The sequence below is a fragment of the Ochrobactrum sp. P6BSIII genome (assembly GCF_014138065.1).
Taxonomy (GTDB): domain Bacteria; phylum Pseudomonadota; class Alphaproteobacteria; order Rhizobiales; family Rhizobiaceae; genus Brucella.
Genome location: NZ_JACGXB010000008.1, coordinates 45,747 through 62,770 on the forward strand (window position 1 = coordinate 45,747; position 17,024 = coordinate 62,770).

Here is a 17,024-nt window from a genome sequence, read left to right on the forward strand (position 1 = left end):
TAATGCCGCACCGGCTTCTCTTATTGAAATTGGAACCGATCATGACTGTAAACGTCACCGAGCATCTGTGGATCACTCTCAAGGATGGCACCCGTCTTGGCGCGCGCCTGTGGCTGCCTGAAGGCGCCGAGGAAAATCCCGTTCCTGCCGTGCTCGAATATATTCCGTACCGCAAGCGCGACGGCACGCGTGGCCGCGATGAACCAATGCACGGCTACTTCGCCCAGAACGGCTATGCCGCGATCCGCGTTGACATGCGCGGCACGGGCGAATCCGATGGCCATATGGCCGATGAATATATCCAGCAGGAACAGGATGACGCACTCGAAGTCATCGCCTGGATTGCTGAGCAGCCATGGTGCAGCGGCAATGTCGGCATGATGGGCAAGAGCTGGGGCGGCTTCAACGGTCTCCAGGTTGCAGCCTGCCGTCCGCCCGCATTGAAGGCGATCATCACCGCCTATTCGACCGACGACCGTTTCCGCGACGACATCCACTACATGGGCGGCCTGCTGCTCAATGATAATCTGTGGTGGGGCACGATCATGCTCGCCTATCAGTCGCGTCCGCTCGATCCGGCGATTGTGGGCGCTGGCTGGCGCGATGCATGGATTGAACGTCTGGAGCGTCTGCCATTCTTCCCTGCGCTCTGGCTTGAACACCAGCATTACGACGAATATTGGAAGCATGGCTCGGTCTGCGAAGACTGGTCTGCAATCCAGTGCCCGGTTCTCGCCATCGGCGCATGGGCCGACAGCTACACCAATGCCGTTCCGCGCCTGCTTGAAAACCTTCAGGTTCCTGCGCGTGGTATTATCGGCCCATGGGGCCATGTCTATCCGCAGGACGGCCTGCCGGGCCCGGCAATCGGCTTCTTGCAGGAAGCTGTACGCTGGTGGGACCAGTGGCTCAAGGGCAAAGAGACCGGCATCATGGACGAGCCGAAGCTGCGCGCCTATGTCTGCGATACCATCGAGCCAACCGGCTCGCGTGACTTTACCAACGGTCGCTGGGTTGGCGAACAGAACTGGCCGTCGACCGAAATCACGCCGAAGCCTTTCGCGCTTGGCGCTGACTTCACGCTGGGCAAGGCCGATGCTGCCAAGGGCATATTGTCCATCTCCTCGCCAAGCAGCCATGGCAAGGCCGGTGGCGAATGGATGGCGACAGGTTGCCCTGGCGAACACCCGACCGATCAGCGTCTTGACGATGGCGGCTCGCTCAACTTCGACACCGCTGTTCTGATCGAAGACCTGGAAATTCTGGGCGCACCGGTTGCGCGTCTGACATTCACCGTCAATCAGCCGGTTGCACAGGTTTCGCTGCGTCTGAGCGATGTTCTGCCCGATGGCCGTATCACCCGCATCAGCTATCAGGTCTTCAACCTCAACCACATCAACGGCCACGACAAGCCGGAAATGCTGGTGCCCGGCAAGACCTATGAAATCGCGATCAAGCTCAACGATAGCGGCTACAGCTTCAAGAAGGGCCATCACATCCGTCTTTCGGTTGCGACCGGCTACTGGCCGATGGTCTGGCCATCGCCAAAGCGCGTGACCTTGACGCTCGACACAGCCACGTCGGTTCTCGATCTGCCTGTGCGCCAGCCGTCTGCCGACGATGCAAAGGTTTCCTTCCAGAAGCCCGCGCATGGTCCTGCAACACCGATGACCCAGCTTGATCCGGGCAGCGTGCGCCGCTGGACCGAACAGGATCACGTTACCGGCGAAACGCTCTATGTGACGGAAGGCATTGGTGGTCTGTTCGGCGAAGGCATTTTGCGCTTTGACGATCTCGGCACGCAATTGAGCCACAGCCTCAAGCGTGAACTGCGCATCAATGACAATGACCCGCTATCGGCATCTTATGTGCTGACACAGGCCTATCAGATGGGTCGCGAAGGCTGGATGATCGATATCGAAAGCACTACGAAAATGCATTCGGACGCCGCAAATTTCTATATTTCCGGCGTGCTGACGGCGAAGGAAAATGGTGCAGCGGTGACGACCCGTGAATGGAACCAGACCATTCCGCGCGATCACCTCTAATAGCCGCGAAAAGCGTCAATCCAATTCGTTGGATTGACGCCATCTACACGAATGCAAAATATGCTGAACCAAGGTTAGCGAGCAATCACTCGCGCAGTGTATCCGCGACAAGGGCATTGGCATGACCATGGCCCATGCCATGTTCCTGCTTGAGCCATGCGACCAGCTCCATGTGCTTCTTACCGCTTTGGCCGCGGATCAGCTCTTTCCATTCAGCGATCGGACGCCCATATTTAGCTTCTATAGACGGAAAATAGGACGCGGGGCCCTTTACAGTATTCGTCGCCATTGCTCCTCCCGGGCATCAGGTTCCTCACGCGACAAGTGATAGCACGACCAGACGCGCTGTCACTATCCGCCTTTTCGGCCACGAATTGTCCGGCAACTATCAGCGTCGCGAAAACTTTACCGGAGCAGTAACCGTCCTGTTGACGTCAGGCGGTGGTGCGGGAACCGGCGAAGCGCGCTGCACCAGCGACAGGACTTCATCGTCGAGTTCCGGGAAACCCGACGAACGTGCCAGAGAAGCTGATAATACCTTGCCTGTTTCATCGATGCGAAAGCGAACATAGACGACACCCTCCTCGTGCCGAGACTTCGCGCCCGCCGGGTAACGCTTACGCCGCTCCAGATGCGCCATCAGCCGTGACTGCCAGCGGGCCGGACTGACTGAAGAGGCAAACATGCCGGATGCCGACTGGCGGGCCGCATTGCGATTGGATTGTGTTACCTGCGCCTGCGCCTGATTGGCCTGCCGCGATGCGGCCTGCTCTTGTTGGCGCTGTTTCACTGGTTTTTTCTTCGGCTTTTCTTTCCGGACGGTCTGCTTTTCCGGCTCTTGCGGCTTGGGCCTTGTGAGCGTCAGCGGAACCTCGACCTTGTCGAGCTGAACCAGCTCTTCCGCCGGTTCGTCTTCAACCGGCTCAGGCTCCTGCTCCACTATTTCCTCGGGCTGTTCCGGCTCTTCAATCGGCTCCTCCAGCTTCTTCGCAGGCGTGCTTGCATCGGCGGTTTCCTGATCGGGAGAGATTTCGTTTTCTTCCGTCATCTGGGCTTCCGGCGTTTCCGCAAGCTCGATCATGATCGCGGCAGGCGGTGTGTTATCGGCAGCCGCCATTGCAGGCTCACGCAGGAGCCAAAGCGCCCCCCCAACATGAACGGACAGAACCACAAGCCCTGCCGCAGCCCACAGGACAAACTCCACAAAACTGGTCTCGAGCTCCCAATTGTCGTCCATATGGTTCATGTCACGCTGGCCTGCATCCCGTGACACATCAGGCGCACGGCCCTGCCCGTCGCTGCGGCCCGACAAAGAGCAGCAGTCCTGTAAAAAGCAACGCGTTGATCGTCATTTCAAAATGCCAGAAGGGGCGTGGACCGAGCGCCAGTGTGACCACACAAAGCATGGCTACCAAGGCGAAAATCGCCAACCGGAAAAAACGAGGAAACGCGCCGAGCCGCCGCCAGAGCGAAAGCGTATGGCGCGCAACGCCGTTCGTCTCGAACCAGTGCAAGGCGCGCGATGACAGCTGGATAAGGCAGAGAAGCGCACAGAAGGCAAACAAGGTCGACGGCATCAGCGGCACTTGCAGCCCAACCAAAGAAGCAGCGCCAAGCATGAAGCCAAGTGAGAGATAGCCAGCGCGCTGCCTTTCATCAGGATAGCGGATTGTTTCACTGGAAGGGACATCGACATTGCTGGTTGATAGTTCAATGGCATTCATTGGAACATCTCCTTCACAAGAGCATGTGATACGAAGGAACGGCTCATCCATCTGGACGATGGTGCGAACCGTTCCTACCCTCAACCTAGAAGTGGAAGTTGAGGCCGAGCTTCACCGTATGCGTATCAAGCGAGTTCGATGCCTTGCGTCCATTCACGACACTGGAACTTCCCTGGTGTTCGACAGTCTCGTAGATCGGGCGCTCGCTCGGCTCACAGAACTCTCCACCAAGGATTTCGCAGATGAACGGCTCCGGCGGCACGATCTCCGTCCCAATCTGTTCCGATGTGGTGTAGTTGCCGCTGGTTCCGGTCCGTCCGTTTTCGAAAGCAAAGTTACGGTTTCCAAACCGGCTGTAATTGTAGTCGGCCTTCACCGACCAGCGGTCGTTGATCGCATATTCCACACCGCCGCCGATGGTCAGTCCGGCCCGCATCCCCGAAGATTGGTCAACGGCAAACATGGCCGTGCTTTCCTTGCCCATAATGTCCATCGAATAGCGGTACTGATCGCGTGTCTGCCTCTCATGCAAGAAGGCCACGCCCGCTGTGCCGTAGACAAGCCAGCGATTGTCGAGCGCATAGCCGAGACGCCCCCGAACCGAGCCTGTCCAGTCGACGTCGTAATGGGTCACGGACTGAATACCCATTGTGTCATTGACCGGCTGGAGCCAGTCCTCCTGCATCATGGCGGTCTGCGAACCACGCATCCGCGTCTTGCTTACATCAGCTTCTATACCAAGCACGACACGGTTGCCGAACTGGTAGTTATAACCGGCCTGCACACCATAGAGCGGCGCAGCGCCGAAGCCGCGATCAGCCGATTCAGATGAAGAGATTGGGTCCACAGTGCCATCAAGAGCGGTGGTTGTGCCCCATGTCCGCCCCGATGACATGCCGGTATGAACACCGGCATAGAACCCGGTCCAGTCGATCCCCGGCGCGCCGCCTTGCGAGCGGGAGAACGGCGACAGTTGCGGCAGTTTTTGATCCCCACCAAATGTGCTCGTCAGACCAGCATAGAAGGTGCGCCCCGGTCCCGGCTGGTTCACCAGACCCAGCGGATCGACATAATATTGATCGGTCAGATTTTCGATGCGCGCCGTCGCCGTCAGGCTGTCGGTGACCTTGTACTCGGCGAATACATCCACCAGCGTATAAGGCTTCCAGCGCGTCTGCGAGATGAACTCGCTTGCGCCGGTTGCGGTCACATCGCCATGGCCGATTGCGCGCGGGCCAATATAGGAAACGCGCCCGCCAAGCGTCAGCCGGTCGTCGAGCATTTTCTGCGACAATGTGAGATCAACCGAGTATTTCGGCGGAACATGGTTGGTCGCATAGTCACCATAGAGCGACTTGTTTCCGCAAGTGTCAGAGGTTCGGCAAAACTCCACGTCGAGATAATAGTTTGCCGAGAGATCTGCGGTGAAACCACCAGCCTCATACCGGCTGGAAAACTCAAGACCGGAAAACTGGGCCCGGTCGATATTGTGGATGCGCATGCTTGAATAGCCGAGCGGGCTGCTCCACCATTCACGCGAAATATAGTTCTTGATGTCCCAGTTAAAGTAACCGAGCTTCATCATGAGTGTGTCGTCGCTCTGGAACACGTCACTCCGTTTGAGATTTGCACCGATGTCCCAATTGTTACCCCGCTCTGGAGCAAGATCGGGCTGGATGACGGTGAAGACACCCATGGACTCCACAACGCTCGGGAAACGCAGCGCGTTCGAATAATTCACATAGAGCTGCGCGCCGTCAAAAGGCTCGACCACAACGCCCGCCGTCGGGCTTACCCCACCCTGCGAACGCTCGCTCGGCTCCGCTTCCACATTGGAACTCTCACCACGGTTATGCGACCAGTAATGCGAATAGCGCAGACCTGTATTCAACGTCAGCCAGTCCACCGGCTTGTAGGACATTTTGGTGTAGACGGCGGCTTCGTCGCGATAGACGCTTGGCAGTTGCAACCACCCTTCGAGCAGCTCGGTATATCCGCTCGGCTTGGTATCCTCGTTGAGATAGGAAACGCCATAGGTGAGATCGACCGAACCATAGCGGCTCAGATCGAAACTTGACGTATTCGATACATCGCCGCCCCACATGACCGTGTCCGCACCAGTTCTGTAGTCGGACGGAAGACCCACCGATTCCGATGTCGGTATCGGCGAACCGCGACGCGGATTGCGCATCTCCAGCTTGGTCAGCCACAGATTGGCCTTCATGTCGATCAGATCGTTGTCGTCCGGGTTCCAGCGATAGCGTAGCGTGCCCGTATCGAGCTTGGTGCCCGATGTCAGCTCCTGCTGTGTCGGCTGGGTGCGTTCGCTGGTGAAGCGCGAGGCGAGAAGATCGCCCGCTTCACTGCGAAAACCGTTATAGCCAAGCTGAAGCTCGTGGCCGCCATCAAAACGCAGCGTCGCCTTGGTCAGATAAGATTCGGTCTGGAGCTGTGTGTTCAACACCTCTTCGCCAGCACGGTAATTCGTCAGACCACCATTCTCGACATAAGACGGCCAGTTTTCACACCAGCTACCCGAACTGTTGCAGATCCTTCGCGGCCCGACATTGATCGGTTCCGCCGCAGGGCCATGCTTACCTGCATAGTAATTGCCACGCTTGCGATAGGCGTAGCCCGCAAGGAGATCGTAGTTTTCCTCCTTCATGGCCGCCACGATGCTGCCTGAACCGGCGGTCGGCGTGAGAAGAGACGGCCTGTCCAAGCCATCGCTTGAAGGAACGGCCACGGGGTTGTTAGCCGGAGAATAGGGCCACTCATAACCGCCCTTCGCGCCGCCATGCGGCGTTGCGGAGTTTCCGGCATATTCTCCCTTCACGCGAAGACCCCAGGTGTCGCCCGGCTTGACGATATCGTCCGCATTCACTGTGCGAATGGCGACGCTGCCCGCAATACCGCGCGACGTCGCATCCGATCCCTTGCGCACATCGATGCCACCGATGAAGTCAGGGTCGATATAGGTTCGGTTGGAAAGGCCCTGATAGCCCTGATAGACAGTGATGCCGTTTTCTGCGCCATCGATGGTGGTGGCAACGCGCCCGAAGCCCTGCATGCCGCGAATATTCACATCGACCGCACCCGCGCCGTTGCGGGCTTCGCCCGACATCACACCCGGTGTGCCGCGGAAGATATCAGCGGGGCTGGACCCCCTGAACCGCTCGATTGTCTCGGCGGAAATATAGTTCGTCGCTGCCGGTGTCACGTAAGGCGCATCTGACGCCGCGACACCGCTGCCGCTCGTCACCGTGATCGTATCAAGAAGTGTCGTCCCGGCAACATCAAGCGGTGCTTGCCCCGCTGCCGTCTGGCCGGAAAGCGCCACCGTACTGCCGCTTGTAAAACGATAGGAGATGCCAGACCCGGTGAGAAGCCTCGTCAGCGCCTGTTCTGATGTCATCGTGCCGGAAACACCGGTGGAACGTTTTGCCGAGGCCAGTTCCGGCAGATAGGTCACCTGCAATCCCGCCTGCTTGCCGAATGCGGCAAGCGCACCGGACAGCGACCCGGCGGGGATGTTGAACGCAGTCTGCCTTGTTGTCTGGGCTTGCGCGGCGCCACTTGTCGCCAATGACAGTGCGAAAACGCAGGTCGATCCCAGAAGCGCCGTGGTTAGAATACCTATTCCAAACTGCCGCCGAACACGATTATTGACATCAAGCCCCATAGCTCAACCACTCCAATCCGCCATTTATAGAAATGGGCTGTCGTATGGCAGCAGCTAACTTCCGGCCCTGTTATCTGAAACGGACGGAGCTGTGTAATTTTCTCCCCCTGCTTCAAAAAAAGAGGAAGAAAAATCAGATCGTGGAAATAATCGTGAGCCAGGGGGATATCTGGCGGACTTTACCGCCATAGGGCTCGACGACGGCTTCGAGCGCCGATAACGGCTGGTTGAGGTCGAACACACCTGAAATGCGCTCAGCACCAAAACTCGATTGGGCCAGCACCACGCGACCAGATTTCCAGCGCGCGATACGGGCCACAACCGAGGCAATGCTATCGCGATCCGCCACCAGCAGCCCTTCCCGCCAGGCCGCGATCTGGCTGACGTCGCGGATGCCGCGCTCGAAGCTGGAACTGCGTGGATCAAAGGACAGCCATTCGCCTGCACCGACCGGTGGTTGTGCGGGTAAGCTTTCCGCCTGAACCTTCACATCCACAGCGCCATGATCCACAGACACAGCGAGATAGCCTGCATCATTGCTGACATCGAAAGCTGTTCCCAGCGCCGTTGCCACCAGATTGCCTGTCTGCACCTGAAATGGGCGCGCCGTATCTGGCGAGACGTCGAAAAAAGCCATGCCAGCCAGCAGCTCGACATTGCGGGCGTGCTCGCCGAAGCGCGACCGGATGGCGCTGTCCGGTCCGAGTGTCACCTGCGTTCCGTCCTCCAGCGCGACACGCCGCAGTTCAGCGGTAGCCGTCAGATAGTCGGCGCGCGCCTGCAAGACGAGCTGCGGCCCAAGCATGGAACCCACCCCGATGGCAGCCAGACCGGCTACGCCGCCAAACAGAACCGAACGGCGCGACATTCCTCGCCCCGGGCCTCCTGCGCTGCGCTGCGCCTGCATGACCTTTCCGGCCATGCCATGAATTTCCATTGCCTCACGCCAGGCCGTCTCATGGTCGGCGCTGCGTGCGCGCCAGCGCGCAACGAGGTCAAGCGCGACCGGATTACCGGGATCGTCCTGCATGCGGATGACGAGGTCCAGCGCTTCCTCGAACAGCCTTTCGCTTTTCGACACTTTGTCATCCATCAACGAACGGTTCCTCGTGGCGCTGCAACTCCGCAAGCCGGAGCAATCTCTCTATAATTGGTGAAACGGACGAGCGGCGGAAATTTTCACCCGCAAGCGGCAGAACAGCGATCAAAAGGACGCGTCTTCCTTCAGCCGCTGGCGCAAATGCAGATAGGCACGCTTGATCAGCGTCCATGTCCGCGACACGGAAAGGCCAAGCTCGGATGCAACCTCAGCAATCGTCTTTTCATCAAGGCGATGCATCTCGAAGGCCCTGCGCGTCTTTTCCGGCAATTCCAGGAGCGCGCTTTCGATGATCGCGAGACGCTGCCGGTCATAGACCACGGCTTCAGGCGTCGGCGTGGTATCGGCAATCCGCTGCCATTCGTCTTCCGCGAGATCGGATTGCTGGAACAGCCTTTCGCGCCGGTAGAGGTCGATCGACAGGTTGCGGGCGATCTGATGCAGATAAGCGCGGGGGTTGTTGTCCGCCTGTGGCGTTGCGGTCAAAACCCGGACGAATGTGTCCTGTGTGAGATCGGCAGCCGTTTCCGCATTATGCCCTCTGCGCCGAAAGAACCGGTTCAGCTCCCGGGCATGGTTCTGGAAGAGACGGTGCAAGTTCCACATTGGTCGAAACTTTAATTAACCCGGTCGGATGGGAATGAACAAACTGGCGCGCCGCCACAAGGCAGCGTGTCTGCCTCTCATCTTATATATGACTATAATAGTCAAGTTTAATTTGTTGTGATCCCTGTGCTCGTCGAACACGACGCTTCGCAATATTTTCTGATGAAATTGAAGCGCCGATCATACCGCTGATGGCTGCGCTTCAAAGAAAAACCGCTCGATTCGGGCCTTTAAAGACATCGAGAGCGATCCTTTCTAGCACAAACGAGGTTTTATGCGGTCGCGCATAGCTGCCATGTCTTATTGAAGCTTGTCATTGACACCACCGATAAGTATTTGCGCTGCAATTACTGAACATCGGATAATCCAATGAGCCCGAACACTTATGTGGCCACGGTTGTTGTGGCTTGTGCATTATTCCTGGCTTGGTCCATCGCAGAGCGGTTTCGATACGAAATGGCGAGCACACAAATCTCTGCCCAATCAGCAGAGTGGTGAGCCTTTTGTTGCGCATTGGCCGATCGGTCGAGATGACGCTATTCCGCTGATGGTCGCCGTTTGCCGCCTGCCGATCCAGAGGCCGGCAGCTTTGAAGGCTCCTGATCCGAAAGACAATTAATCACAACGTCTACAATCTCAGACGACACAAAATCTGCTTGTATTCTACCTTGAAGCTCCGCGGCTTCCTTGTCACTCTTGGTTGACTCAAGCGACCATATTGCAACGCCAATCAGGGCATCTGGATTAAAGCGCTTCAGCCGTCGGATTGAAAATCTGCCGCGTGTTGCAGATTCCACATTCAGATAACAGACAACGACCGCCGATGCTGCGGCAATAGCTTCTCTACTCAACTGACTTGGCAACAGTCCCGCATGACCAATCACGGTGGCCTGCGCACCTTGAACCGACAGCGCCTGTCCCACCATTTCGGCAGTTATATCGTCCAGCGCGTCATGCCCCCCAATGCTGACGACCACCTTTCCATCACCAGATGGAAGTTCGATCTTGGCCCCTTCTTCCGATACGGTTTCAACGGTGACATCTTCATCATTGTCGAGTTCTTCATTCGCGATCATGCGAAGATTGGCGACCAACATATTTGCGCTGTTCGTCACATCGTCGAGCTGCTTGTCATTCAGCGCACCGCGCGCTCTGTCCTGCTCTGCTATAAGAAGAGCTGGAATTGCAACCGTGCCATAATACTCAACCAGAAACTTCTCTTCGAGTATCTCTTCCGCGTTGTCTGTCGCTTCTATAGGGTCTCCAGCGAGCAGGCGTTGATAGAGTCTCTCCTCGGGATCAAGAACCGGCTCATCGCCGAACAATATCTCGAAGAACTCAAACTGCGGCACATGCCGACCCAAGACCACAAGACAAACCGTCAATGGGGTGGAAAGCACCAACCCCACTGGCCCCCATAACCACGCCCAGAAAATGGCTGATACAATGATTGCCAGTGGTGACAGCCCCGTTCTGGACCCGTAGAGCCAGGGCTCGATCACATTGTTGCTGATGAGTTCCACAACAATAAAAAGCGCAATCGTGCAGATGAGCAAAGGCCAGAAATATTGGCATCACCGCGGCTATCACTGGTCCGATATAGGGCACAAACCTCAAGACAATGGCGAGCATACCCCACAACAGCGCATTGGGTATACCAAGCAACCACAAGCCTATACCCAATGGAACACCATAAGCGATGTTGACCATAAGCTGCGTCAGCAGATACTGGCCCACACGACTACCAGCTTCCTGTAGGGCCTCGGTGGTTCGGTGCAGATCGCCATAGCCGACAAGTCGGATGAACCTGTCACGCAGTTCCTCCCTTTCAAGCAGCATGAACACAACGACCACGATGACGAGGCCCGTTGTAGCCAAGGGGCTGACCAGTGGCCCTATGATACTTTCCAGTGTTTCAATGGGGCTTCGACGCGAGAATATCTCGACCAGAACCGGCTTTCTTTCCGGCTCCGGATTGATGCCGGGAACGTCCGGCTTATCTTCCGGACTATTGATCTCGGCGCCCACCCTTTCGGCAAACCGGTTCAGACGGTCGATAATCCCGCCTTCCGTACCTGCCTTCTTCAGGTTCCGTATCTTTTCGATGATATTGTACTGGTAGGTTGCAATATTCTGTCCAACTTCCGTTACCTGAAAAGCCAGAATCGCGCTGAACACTGCGATGATCAGAAAGCCGCCAGCAACGCTGGTGATGATTGCCACCAGCCTCGGCAGCCCGAACCTTCGAAGGAAGGCCACAATTGGCGCAAGCATAAAGGTCAGCAGGATCGCAATGGCCAGCGGCAGAAAAACATCTTTGGCGAAATAGAATACAGCAATCACCCCGGCCATTGCGGCCAGAGTGGGCAATCTGGTTTGCGCTGCGTTCAAAGGCAGATTTCGATTAGGAACCCCACCATAACGGTCCATAGTGCATCCGGCTAATAATTACTCACCTTATAAATAGCGCTGCGTCACTTTTGTTCCGTCAAATGAAGAACGAGCATGGAGAATAAGAAAAAAGCGGCCATTCGGCCGCCTTTTGATTAAAACTTCGCACCAACTCGCAGTGCTATCGCGTGATCTCTTGCGCCAGAACCGCCGAAGCCGGTTCGATATTCGACGCCTGTGGTCCAGGCATTATCGAAGCTGAAATCGAGCGACAGACCCACATTGGCGCTATCGTTGCTCTCGCCCTGAACATCAAGCGCATAGGGAAGCCCGCCAAGCGCGCTATATCCCATGGCGGCCCGGCTGGAACCCTGGAAATCATGGGCATATTCAGCGCGGACACCAGGAGTCAGGCGTCCCCAAGTGTAGTCGATGGAGTAATTGGCGCGCAAACCAACCACGCCCGTGACAGTATCCACGGTCTGATCACCGTAGGTCAGCCGGTAGATGCTATCGCCGCCTTCAGAATAAGCATCAAGCCAGGAGCGCGACATTTCCATCCGGCCATAGGGCGAGACCAGCCACGTCTCTTGACGAAATTCATAAGCAGCCGTCAGCGATCCGAACAGCTGATGGCCATCCCGTTTGCCGTCGGTCAAGCTGCCATCCGCCGTGATGAAGCGCGTTGAATCAAAATCCAGAATGCTGCCGCCGACAAGCGCATCGATAAAGAAATTGTCGATCGGCTTGAAGCTACCATAGACAGCGGCGCTGTAAGCATTGGCGCGGCTTTCCGTGCCATTGTCGCCGATATCTGTACGATCCCGCCCATAACCGACACCGAAGCCCGCCACGAAGCGTTCCGAGAACCGGTAGTCGATGCCGCCACTCACGCCGACAAGCGTATAGTCCAGATCGAGCTTGCCGCTATCGCGCTGGCCGAAGTTCACAAAGCCGCTGCTCCAGAATGCCAATGGTCCAAGGTCTGGATCGATAGTCGGCGCAGGCTGCTCCGGCTCTTTCAAACCAATAGCCTTGCCCGGAAAGCTATCGCGCTTTTCGGGGGCATAGCCGAGGGGTGAAATCCCTGCCGATGATGCTGACGAAGAGGGATTGGCCGGGTCTTCCGGTTGCTGCGCGGACGATGAACCACCAAGTCGCACGCCGAGGCTGGACTTCCGCCGGTCGCCTTCATCATGCAACTGCTCAAGCCGGTTTTGGAAATTCCGGGTTTGAACCTGTGCAAAGCGTCGTGCGGCACTTGTCTGTGCGTTCAACAAACCGATCACTTCGGGATCAAGCGTTGGATCGGGGAAAACCATGGCCGCACGGTTGACCACAACCGTGTAGCTGCGATTGGCCCCACTTGGCGCAGTTACGACAATCGAAACCGTGTTCGAACCAATAGCCAGTCCTATGGGAGCGCTTGAATTTCCCGACGCAACACTGCCCCCTGCAACGGTTACGCGCGCGGAGGGCTCGGAAACCGTTGGGGCGAAGCTTATGCTCTCGACCGTGTTTTCAACATTGAGAGAATAGCTGAGCGTCTCTTTGTCAAATGCCGGGTCCAGCGATCCAGAACTGGGAACGAGGCTAGCAAGCGTTGCATCCGCTGACGCAGCTCTTGTGACATTGACCGTATAGCTGCGCGTCGTTCCATTTTGCGCTGTGACAACAACCGTCAGGGTCGTGGTACCGGTGCCGAGCGACAGTGCAGCGCTCGCACTACCGGATAGTACGGTTGCCCCATTGACCGCAATGGTGGCCGTCGCGTCTGCTGATGTGGGCGTCAATTGGAGCGACGATGTATCTGTGGGGACCGTCAACGAATACGTGGCTGTGCTCGGCGAAAATGCAGGGTCCAGAGTTCCGGCGCTGGGAGCCAGCCCCACGAGATCGGCATTGCCCGACTGCGCGCGGATGATATTGACAGTGTAGGTTTTCGTCGTGGTTCCATTCTGCGCGGTTACAGTTGTCGTGACCGTATTGCTTCCAACGGCCAGATTAATTGCAGGGGTGGCCGTTCCATTGGGTATAGTTGCCCCGTTGATGACAACCGCACCCCTCGTATCCGAAAGCGTTGGGGTAAAAGTAAATGTCTCGACGTCGTTTGCTACATTCAGCGTATAAGAGGTCGTGTTGGGGTCAAAGGCAGGCGCTAACGTTCCGGCACTGGGAATGAGGTTCTGCAAATTCGCATCGGCTGACTGCATTATCGGTACATTCAAGACATTGGATGCAATATTGCCAATTCCGTCGGCATTTGTGACAGCTCCCGCAGGGAGACTTACCATAACCGATCCGCTACCCGAAACAACAACGTGAAGCAAATAGACCAAACTGGTCCCCGTCGGCACCAATATAGGGGTCGCTCCGACAGTACCCGTTGTTGACAAAATAAAGTCATTTTCTGAAAGCCCCGTCACTCCCTCAGAAAAAGTAACCACGAGCAGCTGGACATTATCGAAAGGTGACGACGAATTCGTGATGCTCAATGTGGGCGTGTTTACATTGACAAGTACACCGTTCGTCGCGCCAACATTAACAAATGTGCGATTGGCTGACAGCCCGCCGATGGCTTGAATGGCGCCGCCATTCAAGTCTATCGCTGAGCCAAGACTAATCCCGTCTGCATCCTTATCGCCAGACTGGACAGTATAGGAAAAAGTTAGAACGTTAGTTCCGCTTCCTGATTGATAAAATGCACTGCGTGTGGTTGCGCCGATAAGAACAGGTATAGACGGCAGCCCTCCCACATTTACAATTTCATCAAAAGTTACTGAGAACGTCAGCGTATCGCCGGTTTCGTAGTAGCCAGACGCAGGAACACTCACGGAAGTTACCTGCGGAAACACATCATATATTGTGAAATAAGCAGTGCCTTGTGAAGACCCTCCGGTCGTTCCACCGGTTTCTGTCACCACGAAATCGAATGAATCAACGCCCGTGTATTCAGCAATAGGCGTATAGGTAAAACTTCCACCGGCATTAAGCACAACAGTTCCCCTCGAAGGAGCCGTGACGAGGTTGAACGTAAGCACGCCTCCGCTCCCCGTGGCTGTCAGTGTGCCCGGCACTGCTGTATTTTTCGGACCACCGAAAGAGTTCGAGGAGATAATCGGGGCAGAATGCGCCGATATCGAACAGAACATTATTGCGTAAAGCCCCAGCAACATCGCACAAAAATAACGCCATCCCGACGCGCCAAGCACCCCCGCCAGTGTCCCCGACCGCATAACGTCCCCCTTGCCCCGAATTGCTTATTTTATTTGTCACTAAAATGTATTTACGACAAGAGATCATCGAATAGACATACAGAAACATTTAACAAAATACGGCACATGTCGTATTTTACATTGCCTTCAGAAAACAATTTTCAACATTGCATGGAAACCCGAGTATTACCGCACGCATGAGTGGAAAAAACTGCGCGCGCGTCCTGTCAGAAACCCTGATCAATCGATCATTATTTTTGACATGACATTGCTCTGCGCCGGGAGTAACTGCTCGTTGAATAATAACGGGTTTGGCGGGTCATTATGTCAACGGGCATGCAGGAAACGAAGCCGCTGGTTGGAATTGCGCTGGCATCGGCGGGCTATGCCTGCTTTGCCCTGCAGGATGCCTTGGTAAAATGGCTTGTCGCCAGTTATGCCGTGCCGCAAATCCTCTTCATGCGCAGTCTGGTCATTGTGGTGATTACCGGCGTTCTGGTGCGCCATTATCGCCACCCGTCGATCATGCACAGCCCCTATCGCGGAACACTTGTGCTGCGCGCCGGGCTTATGCTGTTCGCGTGGCTTTTGTTCTATATTGCAGCCAAGTTTCTCGGTCTTGCCGAACTGACCACACTTTATTTCTCCGCGCCCATTATGGTCATGTTCCTGTCCATTCTCGTTTTGAAGGAGCGCATTGGAACCGGGCGCTGGATCGCCTGTTTCGGCGGCTTCGTCGGCGTTCTCGTCGCGGCCAACCCCGGCCATTCGCCAAATCTGATCCCCGCCATCATGTGCGTGGTGGCTGGCTTTTGCTGGGCATGGAGCACGATCCTGATCCGGCTTGTCAGCCGCAGTGAAACAACGCTGACCCAGATGTTCGCAACGAGCCTGATCTTCGGCATCGCCTGCGCCGTTTCCTTTCCCTGGATCTGGCAATGGCCCGACGCCATGGGCTGGGCGCTCATGTTTGGTCTCGGACTGATCGCCACGCTTGGCCAGTATCTTCTTTATGAAGGTTTCCGCCACGCGCCCGCATCCGCACTTGCACCCGTCGAATATACCGGCCTGATCTGGGCCTTTGTCTACGGCTACGCGATCTGGGCAGAAGTCCCCGCAACGAACGTTTTCGTCGGCGCTTTGCTGATCGTCGCTTCCAGCTTTGTGCTTGTCGGGTGGGAACGCTACGAAATCACCATGAAGCGCAGACGCGCAGTCTGACAGGTGTGAGACACAACCGGCCCCGCACTAACTGCCGAGAACATAGAGCCAGAACGACATAGTGACTGCTGAAAGCAGTGTGCCAATGAGAATGGCGTTGGCCGCCACACCGGAGGCGCGATTATAATAGGTCGCGAATATATAGACATTCACACCGGCGGGCATAGCCGCGAGCAGCACGCCATACCGCGCGGTTTCCACCGGCACCTTCAGCACCCAGATCATCAGGACATAGGCCAGCGCCGGATGCACCATCAGCTTGATGATCGATGCAATGAGGGCCTGTTTCCAGTTTTCCGAGAGCTTGAATTGGGTCAGCGCACCGCCGATGCCGAACAGCGAGACTGGCACGACCGATTGCGCCATCATCGAGAAAAATGCATCCGCAGGCTCTATAAGCTGAAGACCGAGGCTCGAGCCAATAATGCCAGCGGCAATACCCCATATGAGCGGGTTGGAACCAATACGGCGCAGAGCAACAACGATTGTCTTGCTCAAAACCTCACCGTCGCGGCGTACCAGCTCCATCGTCATCATGCCGACCGTCAGCAGGATAGCCCCGTGCAGACCGATGATCGACAAAGTGACCGGCAGCGCCTGATCGCCATAGGCACGCGTCATGATCGGCAAGCCGATCAGCACTGTGTTGGTGAATGTACCGGTGAAACCGACAGACACGCTCTCGCCCGGACGGTTTGCATAGACTTTGCGGGCAATCGTTATGCCAAGCACAAAGCAGATAATCGCCGCCACATAAAACGGCCCGATGATCTTGAGATCGAAGGCGGAACGAAAGTCGCTCGTGGTAATCGAGTAAAACAGCAAACAGGGCGTTGCAAAATTATTCACGAAGGAGATGAGACTGCCAACACCAGCAGCCGGGAATAAACCCGCCTTCACCGCAAGAAATCCAAATGCCATAAGTGCGAATATCGGCGTAATAACGTATATGATATCGATCATTTCAAGACTTCATGGCCATTCTATTGCGCATTTCCCTTATCTTTACCAAATAATATTATTTTCTCAATAAAGGAA

At 56.2% G+C, this 17,024-nt stretch carries 10 protein-coding genes and 1 pseudogene; 2 read left to right on the forward strand and 9 right to left on the reverse strand.

Annotated elements, in window-relative coordinates:
* Positions 1-41 precede the first annotated feature (41 nt).
* Positions 42-2,048 carry a CocE/NonD family hydrolase gene (locus FHW00_RS12935; RefSeq protein ID WP_078338922.1) on the forward strand — a complete coding sequence of 669 codons (2,007 nt, stop codon included), beginning with the start codon at positions 42-44 and terminating at the stop codon, positions 2,046-2,048.
* Positions 2,049-2,133: 85 nt separating this feature from the next.
* On the opposite strand, the gene FHW00_RS12940 is transcribed toward FHW00_RS12935, so the two are convergent.
* From FHW00_RS12940 to FHW00_RS12975, 8 genes and pseudogenes are all read right to left on the reverse strand, one after another.
* On the reverse strand, positions 2,134-2,337 hold the full coding sequence (locus FHW00_RS12940; RefSeq protein WP_078338923.1) for a DUF4287 domain-containing protein: 204 nt from the start codon (positions 2,335-2,337) through the stop codon (positions 2,134-2,136).
* Positions 2,338-2,436: 99 nt separating this feature from the next.
* A complete protein-coding gene (locus FHW00_RS12945; RefSeq protein ID WP_445557929.1) occupies positions 2,437-3,360 on the reverse strand; it encodes a TonB family protein in 924 nt (307 codons plus the stop codon).
* On the reverse strand, positions 3,323-3,772 hold the full coding sequence (locus tag FHW00_RS12950; protein ID WP_078338925.1) for a DUF454 family protein: 450 nt from the start codon (positions 3,770-3,772) through the stop codon (positions 3,323-3,325). Before FHW00_RS12950 ends, FHW00_RS12945 begins: the two co-directional genes overlap by 38 nt.
* Positions 3,773-3,857: 85 nt before the next feature.
* On the reverse strand, positions 3,858-7,454 hold the full coding sequence (locus tag FHW00_RS12955; RefSeq protein WP_078338926.1) for a TonB-dependent receptor domain-containing protein: 3,597 nt from the start codon (positions 7,452-7,454) through the stop codon (positions 3,858-3,860).
* Positions 7,455-7,587: 133 nt separating this feature from the next.
* The gene (locus FHW00_RS12960) at positions 7,588-8,547 is read right to left on the reverse strand and encodes a FecR family protein (RefSeq protein ID WP_078338927.1); all 960 of its coding nucleotides are present in this window, start codon (positions 8,545-8,547) and stop codon (positions 7,588-7,590) included.
* Positions 8,548-8,658: 111 nt separating this feature from the next.
* Positions 8,659-9,159: an RNA polymerase sigma factor gene (locus tag FHW00_RS12965; protein ID WP_078338928.1), complete on the reverse strand. Its 501-nt coding sequence runs from the start codon at positions 9,157-9,159 to the stop codon at positions 8,659-8,661.
* Between the two features lie 536 nt (positions 9,160-9,695).
* A pseudogene (locus tag FHW00_RS12970) lies at positions 9,696-11,544 on the reverse strand (AI-2E family transporter); the annotation flags it as partial.
* A 161-nt stretch (positions 11,545-11,705) separates the two neighbouring features.
* Positions 11,706-14,786 carry a cadherin-like beta sandwich domain-containing protein gene (locus FHW00_RS12975; RefSeq protein WP_078338929.1) on the reverse strand — a complete coding sequence of 1,027 codons (3,081 nt, stop codon included), beginning with the start codon at positions 14,784-14,786 and terminating at the stop codon, positions 11,706-11,708.
* Positions 14,787-15,089: 303 nt separating this feature from the next.
* Between FHW00_RS12975 and FHW00_RS12980 the strand changes: the two genes are divergently transcribed.
* On the forward strand, positions 15,090-15,986 hold the full coding sequence (locus tag FHW00_RS12980; protein ID WP_078338930.1) for a DMT family transporter: 897 nt from the start codon (positions 15,090-15,092) through the stop codon (positions 15,984-15,986).
* Positions 15,987-16,013: 27 nt separating this feature from the next.
* On the opposite strand, the gene FHW00_RS12985 is transcribed toward FHW00_RS12980, so the two are convergent.
* Positions 16,014-16,949 (reverse strand): AEC family transporter, encoded by a 936-nt coding sequence (locus tag FHW00_RS12985; RefSeq protein ID WP_078338931.1) that lies wholly within the window; start codon positions 16,947-16,949, stop codon positions 16,014-16,016.
* Positions 16,950-17,024 lie beyond the last annotated feature (75 nt).

What these genes read in the sequence shown, in the direction of transcription:
- FHW00_RS12950 (WP_078338925.1), bottom strand. Translation starts at nt 3,772, where the DNA reads ATGAATGCCATTGAACTATCAACCAGCAATGTCGATGTCCCTTCCAGT.
- FHW00_RS12935 (WP_078338922.1), top strand. Translation starts at nt 42, where the DNA reads ATGACTGTAAACGTCACCGAGCATCTGTGGATCACTCTCAAGGATGGC.
- FHW00_RS12960 (WP_078338927.1), bottom strand. Translation starts at nt 8,547, where the DNA reads ATGGATGACAAAGTGTCGAAAAGCGAAAGGCTGTTCGAGGAAGCGCTG.
- FHW00_RS12965 (WP_078338928.1), bottom strand. Translation starts at nt 9,159, where the DNA reads ATGTGGAACTTGCACCGTCTCTTCCAGAACCATGCCCGGGAGCTGAAC.
- FHW00_RS12980 (WP_078338930.1), top strand. Translation starts at nt 15,090, where the DNA reads ATGTCAACGGGCATGCAGGAAACGAAGCCGCTGGTTGGAATTGCGCTG.
- FHW00_RS12975 (WP_078338929.1), bottom strand. Translation starts at nt 14,786, where the DNA reads ATGCGGTCGGGGACACTGGCGGGGGTGCTTGGCGCGTCGGGATGGCGT.
- FHW00_RS12940 (WP_078338923.1), bottom strand. Translation starts at nt 2,337, where the DNA reads ATGGCGACGAATACTGTAAAGGGCCCCGCGTCCTATTTTCCGTCTATA.
- FHW00_RS12955 (WP_078338926.1), bottom strand. Translation starts at nt 7,454, where the DNA reads ATGGGGCTTGATGTCAATAATCGTGTTCGGCGGCAGTTTGGAATAGGT.
- FHW00_RS12985 (WP_078338931.1), bottom strand. Translation starts at nt 16,949, where the DNA reads ATGATCGATATCATATACGTTATTACGCCGATATTCGCACTTATGGCA.